Annotated in this window: 15 protein-coding genes; 9 read left to right on the forward strand and 6 right to left on the reverse strand. The window is 42.7% G+C overall.

All coding sequences use genetic code 11. The features are described 5' to 3' along the window. The 6 genes from CWC03_RS05050 to CWC03_RS05075 form a co-directional block, all read left to right on the forward strand. The coding region (locus CWC03_RS05050) for an AMP-binding protein (protein ID WP_138580824.1) at positions 1 to 2138 on the forward strand (2138 nt) is incomplete at its 5' end. Between the two features lie 107 nt (positions 2139 to 2245). Further along, a complete protein-coding gene (locus CWC03_RS05055; protein WP_138580825.1) occupies positions 2246 to 3385 on the forward strand; it encodes an efflux RND transporter periplasmic adaptor subunit in 1140 nt (379 codons plus the stop codon). A gap of 10 nt (positions 3386 to 3395) precedes the next feature. Further along, on the forward strand, positions 3396 to 6524 hold the full coding sequence (locus tag CWC03_RS05060) for an efflux RND transporter permease subunit (RefSeq protein ID WP_138580826.1): 3129 nt from the start codon (positions 3396 to 3398) through the stop codon (positions 6522 to 6524). A 252-nt stretch (positions 6525 to 6776) separates the two neighbouring features. Further along, on the forward strand, positions 6777 to 8138 hold the full coding sequence (glmU, locus tag CWC03_RS05065) for a bifunctional UDP-N-acetylglucosamine diphosphorylase/glucosamine-1-phosphate N-acetyltransferase GlmU (protein WP_138580827.1): 1362 nt from the start codon (positions 6777 to 6779) through the stop codon (positions 8136 to 8138). 149 nt (positions 8139 to 8287) lie between these two features. Then, positions 8288 to 9532 carry an HlyD family secretion protein gene (locus CWC03_RS05070; protein ID WP_138580828.1) on the forward strand — a complete coding sequence of 415 codons (1245 nt, stop codon included), beginning with the start codon at positions 8288 to 8290 and terminating at the stop codon, positions 9530 to 9532. A gap of 17 nt (positions 9533 to 9549) precedes the next feature. After that, complete coding sequence (locus tag CWC03_RS05075) at positions 9550 to 11694, forward strand: peptidase domain-containing ABC transporter (protein WP_138580829.1); 2145 nt, start codon at positions 9550 to 9552, stop codon at positions 11692 to 11694. A 51-nt stretch (positions 11695 to 11745) separates the two neighbouring features. On the opposite strand, the gene CWC03_RS05080 is transcribed toward CWC03_RS05075, so the two are convergent. Then, complete coding sequence (locus CWC03_RS05080) at positions 11746 to 11934, reverse strand: hypothetical protein (RefSeq protein ID WP_010377619.1); 189 nt, start codon at positions 11932 to 11934, stop codon at positions 11746 to 11748. A 237-nt stretch (positions 11935 to 12171) separates the two neighbouring features. Between CWC03_RS05080 and CWC03_RS05085 the strand changes: the two genes are divergently transcribed. Continuing rightward, complete coding sequence (locus tag CWC03_RS05085; RefSeq protein ID WP_138580830.1) at positions 12172 to 13377, forward strand: lanthionine synthetase C family protein; 1206 nt, start codon at positions 12172 to 12174, stop codon at positions 13375 to 13377. Between the two features lie 8 nt (positions 13378 to 13385). Next, complete coding sequence (locus CWC03_RS05090; RefSeq protein ID WP_138580831.1) at positions 13386 to 16514, forward strand: lantibiotic dehydratase; 3129 nt, start codon at positions 13386 to 13388, stop codon at positions 16512 to 16514. A 45-nt stretch (positions 16515 to 16559) separates the two neighbouring features. Here CWC03_RS05090 and CWC03_RS05095 read toward each other — a convergent pair whose 3' ends face one another. Next, positions 16560 to 18125 (reverse strand): NAD(P)-binding domain-containing protein, encoded by a 1566-nt coding sequence (locus CWC03_RS05095; RefSeq protein WP_138580832.1) that lies wholly within the window; start codon positions 18123 to 18125, stop codon positions 16560 to 16562. A gap of 235 nt (positions 18126 to 18360) precedes the next feature. Between CWC03_RS05095 and CWC03_RS05100 the strand changes: the two genes are divergently transcribed. Then, positions 18361 to 18879: a hypothetical protein gene (locus tag CWC03_RS05100; protein WP_138580833.1), complete on the forward strand. Its 519-nt coding sequence runs from the start codon at positions 18361 to 18363 to the stop codon at positions 18877 to 18879. A gap of 49 nt (positions 18880 to 18928) precedes the next feature. On the opposite strand, the gene CWC03_RS23400 is transcribed toward CWC03_RS05100, so the two are convergent. The 4 genes from CWC03_RS23400 to CWC03_RS05115 all read right to left on the reverse strand — a co-directional run bounded on the left by CWC03_RS23400 (position 18929) and on the right by CWC03_RS05115 (position 24020). Next, positions 18929 to 19102, reverse strand: coding sequence for a hypothetical protein (locus CWC03_RS23400; protein WP_171040206.1), 174 nt, complete (start codon positions 19100 to 19102; stop codon positions 18929 to 18931). Positions 19103 to 19330: 228 nt separating this feature from the next. Beyond that, positions 19331 to 21883, reverse strand: a complete 2553-nt coding sequence (locus tag CWC03_RS05105; RefSeq protein WP_138580834.1) for a family 20 glycosylhydrolase — start codon at positions 21881 to 21883, stop codon at positions 19331 to 19333. Further along, positions 21873 to 22748, reverse strand: coding sequence for an ROK family protein (locus CWC03_RS05110; protein ID WP_138580835.1), 876 nt, complete (start codon positions 22746 to 22748; stop codon positions 21873 to 21875). The genes CWC03_RS05105 and CWC03_RS05110 overlap by 11 nt, the downstream gene beginning before the upstream one ends. A gap of 6 nt (positions 22749 to 22754) precedes the next feature. Beyond that, a complete protein-coding gene (locus CWC03_RS05115; protein WP_138580836.1) occupies positions 22755 to 24020 on the reverse strand; it encodes an MFS transporter in 1266 nt (421 codons plus the stop codon). Between the last annotated feature and the right edge of the window lie 59 nt (positions 24021 to 24079).

Raw genomic sequence — 24079 nt, forward strand, 5'->3', positions numbered from 1 at the left:
ATGTGGTGGCATTGGATGATGCGGCATTATTTGCGGCGCAAAGCCAAGAGAACATAGAGAAACAAGAGAGTGGATTGACTGCAGCGTGTTTAGCCTATGTCATTTATACCTCTGGCTCGACAGGGCAGCCAAAAGGCGTCATGACAGAGCATTGCGCATTAATGAACTTTAGAGAAGGCTTTTTTAAGCAATTAGCACTTTGCGATGAAGCTTATAAAAATGGTTGGTTGTGGCTATCATCTTTTGTATTTGATGCCTCTCTAAAAGGAATTGCACTGTTATGTTCAGGTATCAAGCTTATTGTACCCACTAGAGAACAGGCTAAGTCTCCTAGCGAGCTGGTAAACATAACGCGACTGCATCAACTCAGTGTGCTAAATGCGACTCCACAATTACTTGATATGATAGTTAAAGAACCTAACTTACCCGCGATAGATCTGATCTCCAGTGGTGAGGCAATGGGGACAGTGCTGCAAAGTTTTATTTCATTTGTAAAGCAAAACGGGCGGGTATTACTTAATGGATATGGACCGACTGAGACAACAGTGAACTGTGCCTTTTCACTACAGTCGCAAAGCAAACTAGAGGTGATCGGTCGACCGATGGTTAACACCGCTCTCTATCTTCTAGATGAAAAGCAGCAATTAGTACCACAAGGGTGTGTTGGTGAATTGTATGTCGGAGGTGATGGTTTGGCGCGGGGATATCTGAATCGTCCGGAGCTCACTGCTGAGCGCTTTGTTGATAATCCGTATTATTTATCGAGTGATCCACATAGCCCAAGCCGCTTATATCGTACTGGTGATTTAGTGCGTTACTTGGAGAATGGTGATCTCGCCTTTATAGGTCGCGCTGATGATCAAGTTAAGATCCGCGGCTTTAGAATAGAGCTTGGAGAAGTGGAGGCGCAACTAGCGCAGCAATCTGAAGTTGACTCGGCTTTGGTACGAGCCATTCATATTGCGGGTAGTTTACAGTTGGTGGCATATATTAAGCCGCTAGTAGCTAAAGGAAGTGATGAACACCATGACTTTGCCCGCTACTTAAAAGCTGAATTAAAGGAGAAGCTACCAGAATATATGTTGCCAAGTGTGATCATGGTCGTAGATGAATGGCCGTTGACACCTAATGGTAAGGTAGATAAACGAGCGTTACCTAATGTCAAAGTGGGTGAGTTAACTGGAGATTATATTGCTCCCCAAACTAGAGTAGAGCAAGTGATCGTTCAGATTTGGTCAGAGCTGTTAGGGATAGAAGCAAGTAAAATCAGTCGTAACGCAAACTTCTTCGAACTTGGAGGGCATTCGTTGCTAACGGTTAAGCTAGCTACAGAAATCAATAGGCGATGTAGCACCAAGATATCGCTAGATAGATTTTTCAGTGCGGTAACCGTGGAGGCAATGGCGAAACTGTGTGAGGGATATGATACGGCAAAGTCATATCAAGTTATCAAACCAATTTCACCACCTCATGGCGATAAACATGAGCTATTTATGATCCCCGGTGTTGCCAGCACAGAGAATGATTTTGCTTGGCTTGCAGCGCAATTATCGGCGCATGGTTATCGTATTTACGCTTGTCCTCATAAAGGGTTATTAGATGGGACACTGCCTTATAATTCTGTGGAAGAGAATGTAACAGCAATTGTGAATGGCATTGTACAACAATCTAAGGATACTCAAGGGATAAGACTAATTGGACATTCATTTGGTGGACTTTTAGCGTTGGAAGCAGCTAATAAACTGAGCGAACAAGGAATTAAAGTAGAGCTAATCTTAATCGATAGTTACTTCGAACAACATCGGCAACACAAAAAGCATGCCGCTATAGATGGTGGGGAAATGGGTGGTGAGAAACCCTTGCCCACAGATATCGATAGTCTATTGATATGTCAGTTAGAAGTCTTGGAGCGAAGGCAAAGTCAATGGTTAAGAGACTACATACCATCAGTCCACCCAGCTGTTACAGTCAAATACGCTTATGCGACTCAATCTAATTTCTGTATAGAGTCGTACCACCGTTACTTTGAGCAACACCATGACAAGGCTGTTGAATATACAAGCATAAATGCTGGACATATGGATATATTGAAGTCTGAAGATTTGCTTAAGTTAATGCTTGAACAATATCTAGACTAGCAGTTGGTGAGCAACTCAAGTGGGTGGAGAACTACCCACTTCAATCTATAAACCCTCTATATAAGCCGTCTGAAGTGATGGTGAGAACAAATACAAGTTGGTCTATTATGAAGATAAAACATATTCAATCGATTGCTTTACCCGCAATGATTTTATCGCTATTTGCAGTTGGGCTATTTGTCATGAGTGCATTAAGTGCGGCAGATGACGAATCTACGTTAAAAGTTAAAGTAAATCATATCTCGACAATACCCATTGAACAAAAAAATCATACGGTTCGTTTTAAGGTGTATGGAGAGCTTCGGCCGAGTGAAGTTACAAGTTTATCGACTAGAGTGGCAGGAAATATCGAATCTTGGTCAAAAGAGCTCGTAAAAGGGGGAATAGTTAAAAAGGGGACTGAGCTTTATAAAATTGAAGATAGTCAATATCAAGCTGAGCTCAAAAATGCAGAAGCTGAGTTGCTCAACGCTAAAGCCAAACTTGAGCAAGAATTGGGGATGGGAAAAGTAGCTCAAATAGAATTAGAGCGGATCCAATCAGACCAAGAAAATAGTCTGTTCTTGAGAAAACCACAAATTAAAAGTGCTTATGCAGCAGTGAGATCCGCAGAAGCAAGATTATCGTCTGCTCAGAAGAATTTGGAGTATACATCAGGTGTTGCACCATTCGACGCGTTAGTCGTTGAGAAGTCAATTGGCACGGGACAGTTTGTAAATCAAGGTACGAGTGTAGCGATATTATATAATATTGAAAGTGCTGAAGTGGAGTTACCCATCGCGCGATTTGATAGCCCATATTTGCCAGAGAATCTTTTAGCAACGGAGGTGGTGGTGAGGTTACCAGGCTCAGATCAGGTAGCTAGAGGTAAATTAATTAGAAGAATTCAGTTGGTTGATACACAAACCAGAGCTTACAAAGTAGTCGCAAAAGTGACTGGGCTGTTAGATAAGCGCAGTAGTAATTCATTTTTACAATTTGGTGACTTTGTCGAAGTGGAGTTTTCTGGACGTACGCTTGAGCAAGTATATAAAGTGCCAGAAGAATTAATTGAAAATAACCGTATTTGGGTCGCGAACAAAGGTTCGCTCGTATTACGAGAAGTGACCACTTTACGAAATGAAAATGGTTTTGCAATAGTCAGTAGCGGTATTCAGGTAGACGATAAGATAGTTAGTGCATTGCCGGATTACCCCTACACAGGAATGCCTGTTGAAATTGTTGCTGCAAATCTAGCAAAGCTGTGAGGTTATTGTCATGAACAAAGAAAGCCTTAACCACGGCATCATCAATTTTTTTATTAATAACCCTGTAGCTGCAAACTTGTTGATGGTATTCATCATCATTATAGGTGCAGTTTCTTATCAATCTATAAACAAACAAATATTCCCCAACATCCACATTGATACGATAGAGATTAATGTCACTCAGTTTGGCTCCTCTGCAAAAGAGCTCGAAGAGAATGTGATAAGTAAAATAGAGTACAGTTTAGTTAGTCTGCCAGATATAAAGCGTATGCGCTCCTGGTCCAATGACAATTCAGGTAGAATTGTGCTTGAAATACTGAAAAATGCGGACCCTGCCAGTGTGTTGGACAAAGTGAAACTTGCAGTGGACGCAACACCGGGCTTTCCCGCTGACTTAGAGCCAATTATCATTAAACTGCGTGAAAACTTACAGCCGGTTATCCGCTTGGCTCTCATACAAGACAATGAAGTGTCCTCTTTAAGGCATTATGCACTTCAAGTACAAAATGAGCTTTTAAATTTAAATAATGTCTCAATAGTGAGTAATAACTTACCAAAAGGGGAAGTCGCGATAGAGGTTAATCCAGTTGCACTGCAGATGTACAAATTGACGATTGAAGATGTCCGCTTAGCATTGCAAAAATACTCAAATAATATGAGTGTGGGAGCCGTGAGAAGTGAAGCTGGTACTATCCCTCTTCGTGTCGAAAATCAGGCATATGATGAAGGAGCATTTGCGAAGATCCCGATTAAAACCTTTGAGTCCGGTTTACAAATAAAGCTTGAAGATATAGCCAGTGTCCGAGATGGGGTTATTGAAGGTGTACATTTATTTTCTTTTTCTGCAAAGCCTGCCGTTGCTTTTGAAGTGATGGCTGCGGAATATCAAGATGCTGTTGCCGTCGCTGACTCGGTGCAACAATATGTGGCGTATAAAAATCAGCATTTACCAAAGGACTTAAAACTTGAGGTGATTATTGACGGTACTGCGTATTTAGATCAGCGCTTGGCGATGATGGAAGAAAACCTGATCCAAGGTGCTATTTTAGTTCTGTTAGTTTTATCTTTGTTCCTAAGTATGAGACTGGCATTTTGGGTCGTTGTGGGCTTGCCGGTATGTTTTCTTGGCGCAATACTAATAATGCCCTTGTTTGGTGTCACTATAAACTTGGTGTCGTTATTTGCCTTTATTATGGTGCTGGGGTTGATTGTCGATGACGCTATCGTCGTTGGCGAGAGTGTACATGAACAAATAGAGACAACGGGAAATAATAAGCGAGCAGTTGCTCAAGGGGTAAAGAAAGTCGCTAAGCCTGCGGTTTTTGGCGTTTTAACGACCATAGCGGTATTTTTTCCTTTCATCTTTAGCGATGGCTCACAAAGTGAGTTATTCAAAGGGGTTTCGATTATCGTAATCTTTTGTCTGCTATTCAGCATTGTTGAGTCTAAATTGATTCTACCTGCCCATTTAGCCAGTATGTCCTCAAAACAGACTTCTCAAAGTGGATTTAAATATAAGTTGAATCAAGCAATCAGTGGGTTTAGTCAGGGGTGGTTGACTGATCGAGTTGTCTGGAGCATACGACATAAATGGAGCGTGCTACTATTATTTGTTGTTATCCTCGTACTTTCTCTTGCCTTGATAGTATTTGGCCACGTTAAGTCTATACCAGATCCTATGGTCCCAATTGATCAGCCAGAGATCACACTTGAACTTAACGATAATGCCTCTGCGTTGGTAGTTAAACAAGCAGCACAAGCCTTTGAAAAAATGCTGAAAGAAGAAGAGCAAAAAACAGTCTCCTTGTTTGGTAAGGGAATGATCAAAGATATTTTGATTGAAAGCGTTGGAGAAACTAGTCTGAAGTTTACTGTTATTCTTGTCGATGAAAACCATAGACCTTATGATACGTTTGCGCTATCTCAGCGCTGGAGAGAGAATATTCCTGATATTGTGGCACTGAAAGCAGTTAGAATTAAAGATGATGTATTAGGCCAGCATAATTTATATGGGGACTTTGGTTATTTCTTTTTTAGTGATGATATTGATGAACTAAATGCAGCCGCAAAACTATTTGCAGCGGAGTTAAAGCAACAAAAAGGATTATATGAAGTCGGCTCTACGATATCCGTCGGGCGAAAGGAGCTATTAATGGAATTAAAACCATTAGCTCATCAGTTAAATCTAACGCTTGCTGATGTAGCTCTGCAGTTACAGCAAACCCATTATGGTGCAGAGGCTGATAGGTTTAGCCGTTTAGGAGAAGAGATTAGGGTGATGCTTAGGTATCCTCAAGCTAGTCGCACTAGTATCAGCGAGTTACAGTATGTTCGTATTAGACTGAGTTCTGGAGAAGAAGTATTCTTAGGAGATGTGGTTAGCTTTAAGGAGACCCAAGCAGTAACAACAATTCGTCGCGAGGCTGGCAAGCGCAGTCTATATGTTTTTGCTTCTATAGATCATCAAGACGTGAATGCCACGAAAGTTATCAAGCATGTGAATAAGGAAATAATTCCCAAAGTGAAGGCGCAATACCCTTCGATAACCACAGATTTAGGCGGAAAAATAAAGGAAGTCAGCAACGAGAAAGACCAAATGTTGATTTTCACTGTAGCCTCTTTGCTCGCAGTCTATATTTTATTGGCAATACCGTTAAAAAGTTATATTCAGCCGCTGCTGATAATGTCGGTTATCCCATTTTGTGTTGTTGGTGCGATATGGGGACATTGGATTTTCTCGGAGGATTTTAGTTTAGTTTCAAATTTTGGTCTAATCGCCGCGGCGGGTGTTGTTGTCAATGATAGTCTTATACTTGTTGACAGGATTAACGAAAAAGTGCGAAGTAACATTGAGATCATCGAAAGTGCAACACAGGCTGTGCATGAAAGGTTTAGAGCTATCATATTAACTTCATTGACGACGTTTTTTGGGCTGTTACCAATAATGTTTGAAACTAGTGTTCAGGCGAAATTTGTATCTCCTATGGCAATATCTCTTGGCTTTGCTGTGCTGGTTTCAACAGTAGTGACACTCTTCTTAATTCCAATCCTGTATGTAGTCGGTTATCGCTTGAAACAAAAAGTACTTACGTTTGGTGCAACAAAAGATAATTTGAAAGAGCAACAGGCCCTAAGTTAGGGGTAGGTTTGGTCATGGACACAACTCGATATAAGGTTCTAATGAGCCTTATATCATTTTTATTTCTACTTTTTTGACCCTTACTTTTCCAAACAAAGCCCGCTACAATATTGCGCAATTTGTACATAGTAAGTATTTGTTGTCTGCTAGCATGGTTCCTGTATTCAGATGCACAATGATGTGATCAGATTAAAGACAAGAGTATTGAACTGTACGTATGTTTTTTGACACAAGAAAAAGGATCCTGTGTTCATGCCGTTAAATACAATTATTCTAGCAGCGGGTAAAGGCACTCGCATGCGTTCTAAGTTACCAAAGGTCCTCCATCCTATCGCAGGAAAACCCATGGTACAGCATGTCATAGACAATGCGGTGTCGTTAGGCGCGCAGTCTACCAATTTAGTTTTTGGTCATGGTGCGCAGCAGCTACAAGCCGCGTTATCACATAATGAAGTGAACTGGGTGCATCAAGCAGAGCAGTTAGGAACAGGTCACGCAGTTGCGGTTGCGAAAGAGCATATTGGTGACGATGATAAAGTTTTAATCCTCTATGGTGATGTGCCACTGACAAAAAAGAGCACGCTACAGCGTTTGCTGGATGTGACTCCAGATAATGGTCTTGCTGTACTCACGGTTGATTTAGCAAATCCGACTGGTTATGGTCGTATGCTGCGAGAAAATGGCAAATTGGTTGGTATTGTTGAACAAAAAGATGCGTCTGCGGAGCAACTCGCTATTACCGAGATCAATACAGGGATCATGGCGGCTAACGGTGGATTATTGAAAAAGTGGCTTGGACAGCTATCGAATAATAATGCACAAGGTGAATATTATCTCACTGACATCGTTGCGATGGCGCACAGCGAAGGGGTAGAAATTACTTCTGCACAGCCTGATGATAAGATGGAAGTAGAAGGTGCGAATAACCGTGTGCAGTTAGCTGCATTAGAGCGTGCCTATCAGGCTTGGCAAGCTGAAACCTTGATGATTAATGGTGCTAGTTTAGCGGATCCTGCTCGCATCGATGTGCGTGGACAGGTAACCACAGGTCAAGACGTGTTAATCGACGTAAATGTGGTGTTTGAAGGAAACGTAGAGATCGGTGACGATGTTGTCATTGGTCCTAACTGTGTACTTAAAAACTGTAAAATCGGTAATGGCGTAGTTATTAAAGCTAATACGCTTATCGAAGATGCGTTGGTCGCTGATAAGTGCACTTTAGGTCCATTTGCTCGCTTGCGTCCTGGCGCGATAATGGAAGAAGACTCTCATATCGGTAATTTCGTAGAGATAAAAAAGTCTCGCTTGGGTAAAGGTTCAAAAGCCAATCACTTGACCTACCTTGGAGATGCTGAAATTGGGGAAAAAGTGAATATTGGTGCCGGAACCATCACTTGTAACTATGACGGCGTGAATAAGTCTAAAACTATTATCGGTGATAATGCCTTTATTGGCTCTAATTCATCGCTAGTTGCACCAGTTGAAATTGGTAGTACGGCGACGATTGGCGCAGGCTCAGTGATTACCTCAAGCGTGAAAGATGAGCAATTGGCTGTCGCGCGAGGAAAACAGCGTAACTTGGATGGCTGGCAGCGACCAATTAAAAAGTCTTAAAAATTATTATTATAGGGACAGTATTAAGTTCCTCTAGACACGAATAAGGCAAGCATGACTTGCCTTATTTCATTCCTTTCTGTTACCACCCGTGGTACATTGTGTTTTCAATAAAAAAATATTAACAATAATATTACCCGATAAGTGCTATGGAAAATTTATTTCGCCGTGAGGTGTTAGAGCATAAACAGCACCGCTTAGAGGGCACAATTAGCTTAGTCCAACCGCCCGTATTTAAGACGCTGGGATTACTCATTTTAACTGTTGTGATTTTAAGCATCGTGTTTCTATCAAGTGGTAGCTATACCAGAAAGGAAAGAGTATCTGGCGTTATTGAGCCCAGTGGTGGACTGCTGCGTGTTGCTGCAATGCAACAAGGTGTGGTGTCTGACGTATTGGTCAAAGAGGGTGAGCAAGTCGCTGCTGGGCAACCTTTGCTGCGAATTGCATCTGCAAAACATAGCACTGAAGCCACAGAGTTGAATCAAGCGTTACTGAATCAATATCGCTTTCAACAAAAAAACTTACTTCAGCAGATAGAGCAACTGCGTGGGCAGTACCAGCTTGATATTGAAGAGCTACAGCAACAAGAAGCAACCGCAAAAGAAAAGTTAAAAGAACTTGAGAGCCAAGCAAGTACGTTCCAAGAGCGGCTTCTACTTAATCAAGATTTAGTGTCGCAAATTGCGACCTTAAAAGGTACTGGTTATATTTCTGAACTTGAGCTACAACGTCAAAAAGACACTTTGCTTTCACTCAAGCAACAATCGTCTTCAATCCGTTCAGAGCGTATTGCGCTTGAGTCACAGCTGAAAAATATTAAAAATCAGTTGGCGAAACTGCCGATTGAACATCAAAACAGAATTTCTCAGCTGCAATCGCAGCAAGCAGATTTACTGATACAAATCTCTTCTATTGAGCAGGAGCGGCTTGGTGAAGTTCGTGCAGCTCAGTCAGGGGTGGTTACGGGATTGCTCGCTAAACTTGGCAAAAATGTTTCAATGGGTCAGCATTTACTGACCTTGATCCCCGAACACAGTGATATGCAAGCAATTATTTATATACCCACATCAGCGTTTGGCTTTATTAAAGAAGGGCAAGAGACTAAGCTACGCTATCACGCGTTTCCCTACGAAAAATTTGGCATTTACAAAGGAAAAATTGTAGAGCTCAGCAATAGTGTGATCTTACCTGAGGAAACCAACATGCCAGGTATTATCCAAGAACCTGCATACCGTGTTGTTGTTGCGTTGGATGAACAAGCGGTAAAAGCATATGGTAAAGATACGGCCTTACGGGCAGGTATGACGCTGGATGCGGATATTGTGGTAGAAGAGCGCTCGTTACTGCGTTGGTTGTTCGACCCAGTATTTAGCATCAAAGGCCAATTATAAGAAGTAAAAGGGTTGATATGGAAATGGAACATGAAGGCGCAGCCAATAAATTAGAGTTTTGGTCGCGGAAATCTTTACCAGTGATCATTCAATCAGAGGCAGCTGAGTGTGGTCTTGCGAGCCTAGCAATGGTTGCTGGATACCATGGTTACCATACTGACTTAACACGTCTAAGACAGCGTTTTAGCATTTCAATAGAAGGTTGTACGCTACTTGATATTATGCACTTCGCTGAGAAGCTACACTTAACTTCAAGGCCGTTGCGGATTGAACTTGAAGATTTAGATGCGCTGCAAACACCGGCAATTTTGCATTGGGACATGAACCACTTTGTGGTGCTTAAAAAGGCTAACGAAAAGCGCATCGTGATCCATGACCCTGCAGGTGGCGAAAAAACCTTTACAATGGAAGAAGCCTCCAAGCATTTCACTGGAGTGGCATTGGAGTTAACTCCAACCAAAGACTTTGAAAAGAAAGAGCAAAAAGCGAGTCTTAGATTCTCAGACTTTTGGAGCCGTATCACGGGCTTAAAGCGCTCACTGCTGCTCATTTTTATGCTATCTATTTTGTTGCAGGTATTTACGCTTGCTGCACCTTACTATATCCAATTGGTTATAGATGATGTCATACTCACTGGTGATACTTCGCTATTAACCGTGCTTGCGGTTGGCTTTTTTTTAGTTCTATTGTTTGAAATTGCCACCAATGCGCTGCGAGGCTTTACCTTGCTGCACTTTGGTAACCAAATGAATATTCAATTGGGGGCTAACCTATTTCACCACTTAGTGCGCTTACCCATTGCCTATTTTGAGAAGCGCCATATGGGGGATGTCGTTTCTCGCTTCGGCTCACTTCAGCAAGTAAAGCAGCTCCTGACAACTGGCGTCATTGAAGCGATTATTGATGGCTTAATGGCGATTATTACCTTGGCGATGATCTTTTTCTATAGTCCAATGTTATCTGCTGTTGTACTTATTGCTGTTGCTGCATATGCCGTTATTCGCATCGCAATGTATAAACCATTTCGCAATATTAGTGAGCAAGAAATCATGGCGCGCGCGGAAGAAAATTCCAACTTTATGGAAACCGTGCGAGGAATACAGACGATTAAATTATTTGGCTCAGAGGTTAAGCGTGAAGGCCAATGGCAGAACCGTTACGCCAGTGCAATAAATCATAATATACGTTTGGGTAATTTTAAAATTGGCTATGACGCTATTAACCGTGCGCTATTTGGTATTGAAAATATTATTGTGGTTTATTTGGCTGCACATTTAGTGATTGCAGGTGGGTTTAGTACCGGTATGCTGTTTGCTTTTATGTCTTACAAGCGTCAGTTTATGGACAAGACCGCAAATCTGATAGAAAAGCTGATAGAGTTTAAAATGCTAGGCCTCCACTTTGACCGTATCGCCGATATTGCTTTAACGGACAAAGAAGAGTTACAACCAGATCAATATCGAAAACTGAATATCGAAGGCAAAATTGAGGTGAAAAACCTGTCGTTTGCTTATTCAGACGCAACCGCCAATGTTATAGACAAGCTGAGCTTAACAATCAATGCGGGTGAATCAGTTGCAATCACAGGGCCCTCAGGTTGCGGTAAGTCGACTTTACTTAAGTTAATGTTGGGGTTAAACAAACCAACTGGTGGTGAGATTTTGGTGGATGGCATACCGCTTAGCCAAATTGGCGCAAGGCAATACCGTCAGCAGATTGCTGCGGTGATGCAAGATGATGAACTCCTGTCAGGCACAGTGGCCGATAATATCGCATTTTTTGACTCCCCGATTAATATGGAAAAGGTAGTGCACTGTGCCCAGCTTGCTGCCATTCATGATGATATCAGTGATATGCCAATGGGCTATGACAGCCTGATTGGTGACATGGGGTCTAGCTTATCTGGAGGGCAGAAGCAGCGGATCATCTTGGCGCGTGCTCTGTATAAAGATCCGAAAATACTGTTTATGGATGAAGCGACAAGTCACCTTGATACTGGGTTGGAAGAAGATATCAATGAAGCAGTATCGCGGTTGAAAATTACTCGCGTGATCATTGCACACCGTAAAGAAACCATTGCCTCGGCGGATCGGGAAATTAAGCTCAAAAAGCCAGTGCACTATGAAGGGGAAGAGCAAACCTCGACATCGGGATCTGAATAAATAAAGCGAGCATGCAGCTCGCTTTATTTTAAGGCTTACTGCTGTAGCAAATTATGGGATCTGGCAAGTGTGCTCACGGCAAGAATGATTGCGACCCGTCCAGCAATCTCCGAAGCGATCAGTGAGTAAATAGTCAGCTTGCATACGACCACCAGCGATTTGCGGTGTCATATTAGCAGGAATAGATTTACTATCGTTGGAAAGTGCTTTGATGCATTTTTTGTTTAGTGCTAGTTTCATTCGTTTTTCCTTACTAACTTGCGGTTAATAAAAGTCCTTTCTTTCAATCCTTTTTTTACACGCTTTTTTAGCGTGTACAAAAAAAGCTAGTACTCAAAAAATTAAATGTCAATAAATCACATGACTTGTTTTGTTTTTATGTTTTGCATGTATCAAAGTTTGAGTTTGGCTGAGCAAAAGGTTAACTTACCTGTAGTAAAAACAAAATTTATAAATAGAGTTGAAACAAGGATAAGTATGCTAAAGGCGTTAGATTTAGAAAAAAAAGAACAAATCCTGTCTATAGTGGAAAAACTAGCCAAGCAGGTTGAATCAAATCTTGAAGCCGTGAACAGTAATGGTTTGCTTAGTGGTTTAGCTGGGCACTTATTGTTTTTATTTCGAGCTGCAAACTTTAATGATGCTTGGGTCGATGAGGAAAAATTTCATCTGGCGCTAGATAAGATCCAAAATGAATTGGCAGAGCAAACCCCTGAGTTGAGTTCTGGGCTAGCGGGACAAGCTTGGGTGCTTGAGTATTTGAATCAGAATAACCATGAAGAGTATGACCCCGAGTTACTTGAAGAGATAGACAGTTTTTTTGCAACGGCTCTTGATTGTTCGCCTTGGACAGGAGAAATCGAAATGGTCTTGGGCCTTGCTGGTTATTCACCTTACATTTCTCGCCGTGCCAGAAAAACGCCACAAAGTACCTTGTTTGATCGATTAGTGACAGGTTATGAATCGGTTGCCGTAGAGTTGGATGAACAGCAGATCGCTTGGTCACAGCCGAAGCAATCGGTATATCGATTCGATAAAGAAGATACAGAAAGTCACGAATTTAATTTAGGTCTGGCACATGGAGTCCCTGGCATTATCGCCGCTCTTATTCCTGCGCTTCAGGACGAAAAAGTAAAGTCGCGAGCAAAAAAGTTAATCGTCGCAGGCTGTGATTGGTTGCTTGAACAACAAAGCCATGCTGATGATAAGAAAGCTTGTTTTGGCTCATGTGCAGGAGACGAACACCACTCTCGGTTAGGTTGGTGCTATGGTGACTTAACGATTGCGTTAACACTAGCAAGAGCGGGCCATGCGTTGGATAAATCGAGTTATGTTGAACAAGCATTAAACATCGCTTTGTTCAATGTCGACAGAGATGCAAAACAGGGTCATATCAACGACGCTGGACTTTGCCATGGTTTTTTTGGGTTAGTAACTGTGTATCAGTTGCTTAATAAGGTTATGCCTCACCCTAAGCTACAACAAGCGGCTTTAACCTGGCTTGATTATGGCCTAAGTCAGTATCAAGATCATGGGCTTAAAGCACTCTATTCATACAATGGCCTTGATAAGGTTCACCAAGAGGATTGCAGCTTTCTGATGGGCTTTGCAGGTATCGGTTTAGCACTTCTAGGTGTGCTAGATGACAATCTTGATTGGACAGACTGCCTACTAATGAGTTAAGGAATATTATGTCAGCCAAAATAACAATAAGCTCCTTTTTTGTAATGAGGACTCCAAAGCTGCCAATTGAGACCTTGTTCAATCAACAAGATAGTAATGCGATGGTGAGTGCTTGGCTTGCTACGCCAGGAGTAATAGAAGCGCTCTACGTTGCAAGCCCATCACTACTTGAGCGGCTGGAGCAATGGCGTGAAAAGCCAGACTCTAAGCAAGGCAAAAAAGTGGCATTGGCGCTTTTAAGATACCTAATTCGAATGTCTTCTCGGCCTACGCCGTTCGGTCTATTTTCTGGTATTCATACCGGTAAAGTCGGTTCAGAAACTCGTCTGGTTAGTGATAGCGCAGAAAATGATTCGCGTAAAACGCGCTTGGATATGTTTCTATTATCAGCTATTCGCTCTTATCTTGCAGAAACTGAAGCAAAGTCAGATAAATTAACTTATTTACCTAATCCATCTCATTACTTTATTGCCGATCAATGTCGATATATTGAAACCTACCTCTCCGAAGACACTATGCAGTACCGTCTTAGTGCTGTAGACAGTGATGAATATTTCATAACAATGTTGAAGCTAGCTAAACAAGGCTTGAGCTTTTCTCAGCTAATAGAACAGTTTTGTCAACGCTATAACGACGCTGAGCATGAAGAGGTAAGTGCATATCTTGAAGAGTTAATTAGTGAGGGAGTGCTAATACCTGACATTCCGTTACCCTTGACTGGAGAGAGCCCCGATGTAGCGCTGCTTAAAGCCTTAAAGAAGTTTGCTCCGGTGGAAATTACCGCAAAGTTAGAGCAGGCGATTAGTGATCTCGCGAATATGGATAAAGTGGGGAAATCAACTCCAGAGCAGTATCAAAATATTTTTAAAAATCTGTCTGAATTACCAATTAAAGTACAGGAAAACAAACTTTTTCAATCAGACACTTATCGTGCATTTTTACATTGTGAAATATCGCAACAGGAAGTAGCACGAGTGACTAAGCAAGTGCAGCTTTTAGCAAGTTTGAGCCGTCGCAATAAAGATAATCCTTTGGATAATTTTGTAAACCAGTTTAATACTCGATTTGAAGGGCAATTCGTACCGTTAGATATGATACTGGACGATGAGTCCGGTATTAGTGTTTCGACAGAAACAGGTTACGACACGCCTTTGATTGGTGGATTACAACTAGGTAGAGCTAGAGGAGGGCAACCTAATAATTCTGGATATACGGAACTTGATTATCTCATCGAGCACGCTGTGACATTACCAAGTAATCTAGGTAAAAGTTGTGTTGTTCTTAAAAGTAGTGAGTTAAAGCAAAAAGTTAAGGATAAAACTGAACTTAATTTACCGCGTTCGATGGCTGTAATGTTAAGTTTGTTCGAAGATGAAAAATCAAATCCCGTAATGAAGTTTAATGGTTGCTACGGACCATCCGCGGCCAATTTACTGGGGCGCTTTTGTCATCTCGATGAAGCATTAAAAGACTCGGTTGTGGCTCACTTGGAGGAAGAACAACATCACAGTAAGGACGTTGTGTTTGCTGAAATTGTACATATGCCCGAGGGAAGGCCTGGTAACGTGATAGCGAGGCCTCATTTAAGGCAATACGAGATTGTCTTTATGGCGGATAGCGCTTTAGATCCTGAATACCAAATTCCGTTGAGCGATTTATACGTATGGGTAGAAAACAGGCAGGTAAAGCTCTGGAGTAAACGGCTCGATAAACGTATTATTCCTCGCTTATCTAGTGCTCATAACTTCTCTGCAAGAAGTTTAAGCGCATATAAATTCCTATGTATGTTGCAGCATCAAGAAAGTGAAACGCCCAAGTTCTCATTGCCTTCGAGCCTAAGAAGCGCAACTTATGTGCCACGCATTATGCTAGATAACCTGATTTTGAATGAGAAGACATGGCGTATTGAACGTAAGGAATTAGAGGAGTTGCTAGTTAATCAGCATGTCCAAGCTAATAAACTTGAACAACTGAAAGAAAAGTACTTATTAGACGAATGGGTTTGCTTTGCGGCAGGAGATAATATACTCACTCTGAATTTAAGCCAAAGTGCGATGCTTGAAATCTTATTGATGGAAACCAAAGGTAGAAAAACAGTTGAGCTTAATGAAGTATTGAACTCTCAATTCTCATCTCGGGTAACGGATGCACAAGGGCAACATTACGCTAATGAAATCATTGTCCCTTTACTTAATGAAAATGCGGCTCCTCATACTCACTTTGCAGAAAAGCCACTAGAAAATATTACCGCCACACCAATCCCTCGGCGCTTCAGTGCGGGTTCCGAGTGGCTTAGCTTAAAAATATATTCAGGTAATACCATTGTTGAGCAGCTACTTTATGAGCAGTTATTGCCGCTTATTGAGGAAAATAGTGCGTTATTCGATAAGTGGTTCTTTATTCGCTATGGCGATCCGGATTGGCATCTACGCTTGCGCTTCCAAGGCAAGCCAGCGGTACTTTGTGGGGAGTTACTGCCAAAACTCAATCAGCTATTGTCACCTATGATAGAGAGCTCTCAGTTACATAAAGTTGAATTAATGACTTATGAGCGAGAGGTCGAACGCTATGGCGGCCCGCAGTCTATGGCTTTGATCGAAAGCTTGTTTATGTTTGACAGTGAGCTTATTGCGAAGAGTTGTCAGCTAGTCGAAGCGTTCGGAGAAGATGTCCGTTGGCGTATCGCATTGGCCTTTACTAACCGGTTGCTGACGCTATTTAATTATGATGCGGAACAAAAACTATCACTGATCTCTTCATTGCGTGCTGGGTTTGGTAAAGAGTTTAATGAGAGTAGCGCGCTGAGAAAGCAGCTCGGTAATCGTTATCGTGATCATCAAACGCAACTCGATGATGACTTCGCGAAGCTTAATGTTGCGAGCTTAGCGCAATGTGATGAGGCGCAACAAGCGATGTTAGCGCTGTTAGAGGCGTGGCATAAGCAGGCTGAGCCAGTGGTGAAGGAAATTTTGAGATTAGAAAAGTCAGGTGCACTTAATCTGAGTATACAATCATTACTTGGCTCTCTTTTGCATATGCATAACAACCGTATGTTTAAAGCCTATGGTCGAGAACAGGAGTTTGTTATTCATGATATGTTGAGACGGAAGTATTTCTCTGAGTCTAAAGCCTCTTAGAGGATGGAAAGGTTGGCTTGGTTGCCAACCTTTTCCATTTATGAGTTATGCTGACACTTTATTTTGCACTTTATCACCAGCAAGCTTTGGTAATACTCGCTCAATAAAATGTTGAAGTGGCTTAACGTGCGCTTCTACGTCGGTCCAGTCGGCTTCTAAGTCCTCAATAATATGATGAGTTTCTATTACTTCACCCTGATAGCAAAGTTCAATGATAGGGTGTAAGAATTTACTTAACTCCGCGTCAGTCGCATTGTCTTTATGCACTCGAACCTGATTGAACGGGTCGCCTTCAATGGGCGCACCAAAGTCTAATGCTATCTGCAAATGATAGTGATCACCTAGATGAGCATGGAGGTACGGACTCGGCAGGTGCTTATAATATTGTGCCATACCGCTCTTTGATACCGTAATTGCATCCACCATGAAGCCATGTTGCTGCCATAGCGCGCTTGTCTCGTTGATACGGCTGAGGATTGCACTGCCGATTGCTTCTGGCGTACCTAAGTGTTGGTCGCATGCAAGCGTAGTATCATGATGCTTTTGCTTTAGCATCTCGACTAAGGCGCGGCTATTGTATCTAAAGCCGTGAATAAAGCCTGAGGTCGACTTACGATATTTGGTGGATTGTGTCAGCGTGCCAGCGAAATAAAGGCCTTTTACATTGATGGATTCAAAGCTGCAATCTAGAGATGGGAAGCGGCCTTCAATCATGAGATCTGGTTTTGCACTATCGGCAAAAATACTGCTGTCCATGGCAAATCCAGTACAGCAAATAATCTCGTCATATTCTATGGTTTCTTGCTCACCATTAGCATGAGCATAACTAAAGTGCACGATAAAGCGGTTGTCTTGTTTCTCAATACGCTTAATGTCGGCGTCTAAGATAGCGTTTTGCGACTTCAGTTGATAAGTGTCTAAAATATTGTTGTTTACTGCACGTAGGTCGCCAACATAGTGGGTCTTCCATGCCATATCTAAAGGATTTGGACTACAAACGTGAATCAGACTGGTGACAGGAATAAGGTGATCAGCCGTCTCGAAAGCAGAGTTTCCTTTACCGATAACAAGTACGCGTTTGTTTTCAAATGGTGTCAAATCAATATTTAAGTCCGAGTACTGTGTAACCAGCTCTATTCCTTCGATCTTCGGGATATACGGCTTAGGGACGCCTGTGCTGACAATGACACGGGCTGCTGTATATTGTTCATTATGAGTTGTGGTCACCACGAAGTGATCGGCAATCTTTTCGACGGACTTAACACGCTGGTTATAAGCAACACTTAGCTGATTTTTGTCAACATAATGGTTGAGGTATTTGACTAAGTTATCAGCACTTGGGAAAAAGTCTCGATCAAAACTGGAAAAGTTAAGGCTGTAGTCATCAGTTAAAATGGAGTTCCAATCGTGTCTTAAGTTGAATTCAGGGTTTGTTGAGCCGGTAAATACTTTATTAATTGAAATCAGTTTCCGGTGAATTGGGAATGTTTCAAAAAAACACCCAGCGCGCTGACCTGACTCCAACATGAGGTAGGACAAGCCACTTTGTTTTAGGTGGTAAGCGGTTTGGACTCCTGCAGGGCCTGCGCCAATGATAAGATAATCAAGCATGTTCGTTGTTCCTTGTTGGTGTTGGTGCTGCAACAACTACTCTAGACAGGGTAACGTTCCCCGCTTTCCCTATTGCAGTTATAATATTAATTTGTTGTATAATTGTTGTTTTAAAATGTGTATTAATTGTGTATTCGCAATGTTTTTTTACCAACGGGGGGGACTGACTCACCTTAAGTACGCAACCTACGCATGAGGATTTATACTGTGTGAGACACAATCAACGGAAATAAAAATGATGAAAAAATTCGGGCTTGCCATATTGATGGTATTCAGTACGCTATCTTGGGCTAATGAAAAATTAAATGAAGAACTCTCGGTGTTTACACCTTATCTCGGCACTTGGCAATCGGACTTTGACGTGCCTTCAGGTAAACCAAAGATGCAGGATATCAGTCACTGGGAACGGGCTTTAAATGGCACGGCTGTTCGTACCTTACATTCAATCAACGATGGTATGTACGGCGGAGAGTCATTAATTTTCTGGGATAAAAGTAAAAATAGTTTAGTGTTTTACTATTTTACGACGGCAGGGTTTTATACCCAAGGAACGATGGAAGTCCTGAGCCAGACCGAGTTCGTGGCATACGAAGATGTCATTAATAACAAAGATGGCATCACAAAGGTGAAATCAACCAGTAAATTTGAGAGTGGTCAATTTACGGTGTCGACACAATATTTGAAAAATGGCGAGTGGACTCAACCAGAGTCGCGTGTTTACACGAAAAGTGAGAAAGAGGTTAAATTTAAGTAATCCTTAAAGTGCCTCTAATGAGGCACTGAACTGTGTTATTTACTCTCGATTAGTAAATATCAGGGCAAGTGTGGCGACCACACGTATTGGCCATACAATGCGTCAGCCGGTCTTGGCTGAAACGAAGCGCGCCGCCTGCAACTTGTGGAGTCATTACTGCTGGTACAGTTTGCTTATCAGCTGATAGAGCTTTGATTTTCTTCTTGTTTAACGATAATTTCATTTCAGTATTCCTTCTAAATTATAGGCTCTGATTGAGCTCATTATATTGTAGTTATGTCATCTGATTTGTTCTTTAATGAACAAAAAAGTAACACAGCAACCAAGCTAAAACATATTGCTCACTTTTTCAACATTTTGCTATTAATCATATTTTATCAATATTTCTTTTGCGCTTGATAACGGTGATAGAGATGCTAAGAGCTAAGTAGGACTTGGCATCATGTCATTCTTATTCGTTATTTTTCTCTAAGCTCAAAGCTCGTCCTTTGCGACCCGAGCTTGGGTGCACCGCTCTGAGCGCCTGTACTTGATTAAGTGAGGTATTGAAGGGCACCCAGTTGCCGTTTTCAAGCTGTGCTTCGATAACAAAACCCGGAATGGCGGTAAAAGCGTCGAGCTTTGCTCCAGAGAGCTGTTTTGCGGCGACAACGGGAATGCGAAACTCAATTCCGGCTTGTGCTAATTTAGGCAGCTCTTGAAGGCCCAAAATAGCCACGAATCGTTGCCAATCAGCCTCACGTTGTGCCTGTAACTTAGCCGTAAAATATCCACTAGATTGGCTGTATATACGACCAGCTTGGTACGGTAGCTCCCACTCAGCGTGGTGCCACGCTCGCTCTGCAAGGGCCAATAACCGTGGATACAGCATGTATTCGGCTTGTGCATCACTGCGCAGCATTTCACTCCATAAGTGCCCTTGGAGCCCTGCAAACTTAACCCCTTTGTTTAGTGATGAGTCGCTGTCGTTAGCTATGTAGGCGTGGTGATTGGTATTTTTCCAGATCTCTGCATGCGCAGGGAGGTTGTCTGGCATAAATTCAAACATCTTTTTGCTTTCGATCGCGCGACTTGCCCAGTGATTACCACGCTCTTCTGGGTGAGATTGATATGGAAAGTCAAAGTAGGTTACATCAGGGCTAGACAAGACAACCTGCCAGCCCTGATTGGCGAAGCGATGCGCGACCGCGTGCCCGTTTTCGCTTAACGTCGCCCAAGCATTGCTCTGTACGTTTGCTGGCATATTTGCAGCACGTACATCACCTAAACCGTCGCTCCACCCTGCAACCTGTATTCCTTTTTTATCAAGTAACTTTGCGATCCGTTCAATGAAGTAACCGTTAAAGTTGGTAAAATCTTTCACGCTTGCCTGCAATTTTTTACAAGCCGGCGACTCTAGCCAAGCACCTGCGGTTTCATCTGCACCTATATGGTAAGTGTTGAGTGGTACACCTGCACGGTCATGCAGCACTTTTACTTCGCTTAATACTTTGTCGATAAAGGTGTAAGTGTTTGCAATACAGACATTTAGCGTGTTGTCGTTGTAATGTTGAATGGAGCTATAACGCGTCTTGTCAGCAGCTTCTACTAACCGGTACTGCTGTGCATCCTCTGGTTTGCCTTGTGCCATCAGCTTTTTATATCGCGCCTCCATGGCGATGATTGCAGCACGTGAGTGACCAGGCATATCTAATGAGGGTAACACCTCGATATGATGCGCCTTGGCATAGCGCAGGATCTCAATATAATCCTCTGCAGAGTAAAAGCCATTTACTTGCGCGTTTTTATCATTCCCAGCACCTAATTGCGGCAATAGGCAGCGAGTTTCGGTCAAATCAAAGCAGCGATAAGCGCCGACAGAGGTGAGTTCGTCAAGACCGTCGATGGCTAAGCGCCAGCCTTCATCATCCGCTAAATGAAGGTGCAGTTTATTTAGCTTATATGCCGCCATCTGTTCAATGGTTTGTAAAATAAAGGCTTTGGAGCGGAAGTTGCGGGCAACATCGACGTGTAAACCACGAAAGTCATACCTTGGTGTATCAATAATATCCACCATGGGAATACTCAAATCATTAATATCCAACAGTCCTGCAAGGCTTTGTAGCGCATAAAATGCAGCGGCGCTGTTATTGGCTTGGATTGAGATATTATTTTCAGCGACTGTCAGTTGATAATGTGGACTTGATTGTTTATTTGGCTTTACAGCGACATTAACTACAAGCCCCTCCTTGGTGCTTTTTACCCCAAGGGTATTGAGTCGCTGTTGTGCCATGGCGATAGCATCAGCTGAAGTACCTGAAAGTTGCAGATTAATTCCGGCTGCTAGATTGAGTCGTTTATCGGACAGCACAGTCAGTTGTTTAGGTTTTGGTATCAGCCCAATTGCAGCATCAAGTGTTGGCCTCACTTGATGTTGATATAAGTATTCGCTGCCCATCCACGGGGTGTCATCTTTACTGCTGGTTTGCAGCTGGTTGAGCGTATCAAATGGCGTCAGATAAGGTTGTAGCTCAAGTCCTGTGTCGTTATCGCGCTGAGTTTGCGTGCTTTTGATCACTTGTGGGGTGAGCTTAAGCTGCGCGTCCGTTACAACATAATTTGGCATAAACTCCGAGCGTGTAACCTGAGAGTCCTTGGTATAAAAGCGCACGGTAGTGGGAGTACTTGAAAACCCACTAAACCCTGCTGCAGGCGTGATTTTGTGAATATCACCATTGATATGGGTGATGGCAAAGTTATCGCCCTCAACATGGTAAATCGGCATCAGTTGGCTAAAAAAGATAGCAAAGTCATTATTTGCCTTGGTATTTTCTGTAGCTACGCTAAAACTCAGCTCTGAGTAATAACACTTTTGCTGTGCCTTGGGGCAGGTGCTTGGCTTGCTATCAAGCAAGGTGTACTTTACATCAAGATTTTGGCCCAACCAGTTTACAGCGGTTTGGTCGAGCGCATAAAGGGGTGACGACACCCCAAAAAGTAGGGCCATAAGCCGATTAAACTTCATTGGCTAGTTCCTTGTAATCATGGTTAATTTTATTGTGTTGAAACAATCCGTATGCCCCTAAAAGTGGCGCGTGATTTAAGGTGCTTGGAATGACACGAACGGATTGATATAAAGCATTGCCAAGCAACTGCTGCATCTTGGCTTCAAGCGCAGCGTTAAAATAGTCATATGAATGCGTCACGGAGCCGCCAAGTACAATGACATCTGGATTCAGCACCATGACTACTTGCGCGAGTGCATGACCAACGTGACTGCCAAAAGTCTCAAATTGTTGTAGTGCAAATGGGTCGCCACTGCGCGCTTGCTCGGCCAACCACCTCCCTTCAATTCCTTGTCGCCCAAAGAACTGTCCTGACGCATAATCTTCAATAATTCCATCAAGATAGCTTAAGTTGCCTAGCTCTCCTGCAGCACTATGGTTACCCGTATATAAATTACCGTTAAACACAAAACCGGCACCAATGCCTGTGCCAAGGCATACGCCAATTAGGTTGTTGGCATGGTGCTCACCATATAAGTATTCACCAAATGCAAAGCAGTTTGCGTCATTATGGACGACAACTGGCAATGAAAAGCGCTGTTCTAACAATCCCTTCAGAGGCACATTTTGCCAATTTGGAATATTTTGTGTTGTCAGCACCGTGCCGCTGTATACATCCAGTGTGCTTGGTACGCCAATCGCAATACCGGTTGTTTCGGCCGTTAGGTTTTCTTCGATTAAACGAATAACAAAGGCATTAACTTGGTTCAAGTTGGCCTGACTAGGCACCGCATATTGGCGTACCTGCTCGACCTGAGTGTGGGCAACCGAAGCCACAAGCGCTTTGGTGCCTCCCAAGTCAATACATAACAAAGAGTGATTCATCGTAATTTAACTATTTTCATTTAAAGGTTGAGACAGCATCTTTTGACTATTGCCAAAAGTTTTATTTTTAATCAAAGGATTAGCCCATACACCAACACTCAGAATATAGCTAAGTGGCAGTAGTAACAGCAGGGCAGCAAGTTGTAAGTTGTTACTCAATTCAGCCGCAAAACCTATGATGGGAGACATAAAAGCACCGCCAATGATCCCGGTGCATAAAATCCCTGTGATTGCGCCATGGCCGGTTTTGAATGAATTTAATGCCAGAGCAAAGATGACCGACCACATAATGGAGAGGAAAAATCCCACAATTGGAAAGGCAACAAGCGCCACGGTAGTGCTACCGAATAACGCACTTAGCAGTGCGATAGCGGCGCCAGAGCTGAATAAGATCAAAAGCTTTTGCGCATCAATGAGTTTAAGTAGTGCCAGTCCAAGTAAACAGCCTAAGGTTAAGCATAACCAGAATTCGCTCACCACTTTTGCGCCTTCGTTGGTTGGATCTAGGCCATGATTCTGCTGCAAAAAGACGGAAATCAGGTTAGCTACACCTTGTTCTAGTGCGACATAAGCGGCGATGGCGGCAAAAAATTTCAATACGGTTCTATCTTTAAAAAAACCGATACTTTGTGACCAGCTCAGCTGCTGCTTTTTCTGCTCCGGTACCGCGCTAAATGGCGTAAATTGCGAGAGTAATAGCATCATGACGCTTAGGGCAGCGAATACCGCATAGATACTTAGCCAGGTTTTATCTGCTGGGATAACACCAGACAGCGCTCCGCCAAATCCCTCTGCGGTGGCGACTTGAGACTGTAGTTTGCTATACACCAGTGGCGCGAGTGTTGCGGCAGCACCAAACATCAACTGCGCAAACACCGAAAGCACGGCAAAGTGTTCTGAACCACCGCTAGCGCGTAATAGTGGATTGATAGCCACTTGCAGTAATGCCATGGCACAGCCGAGCATAAACAACGCAACCATGGCAATGGCAAACGTTGGCATTAGCACAAAGGTCGTTGCGCCAATTGCAGCAAGGGTAAATGCGAGCTGCATAACGGTTTTTTCTCCAAAACGCTGAACTAGCAGTCCCGCTGGAATAGACATCACACCGTAAGCGATAAAAAAGGCGAACGGGAAAAACCCCGCGAGCGTTAGACCTATGCTGTAACTTTCTATTAATGCTGGAAAAATCGCGCCTAAAATATTGGTGATAAAGGACACCGTAAAAAAGGTTGCCAATACTAAGGCAATCACTAGGTAGCTTTTTTTCATGTTGTATTTCCACCTTCATTAGAGAGCGGGTGATGGCGTCGCGATCTCGCTTGTGGGCA

It is taken from the genome of Pseudoalteromonas sp. S2755 (assembly GCF_005886535.1).
Classification (GTDB): domain Bacteria; phylum Pseudomonadota; class Gammaproteobacteria; order Enterobacterales; family Alteromonadaceae; genus Pseudoalteromonas.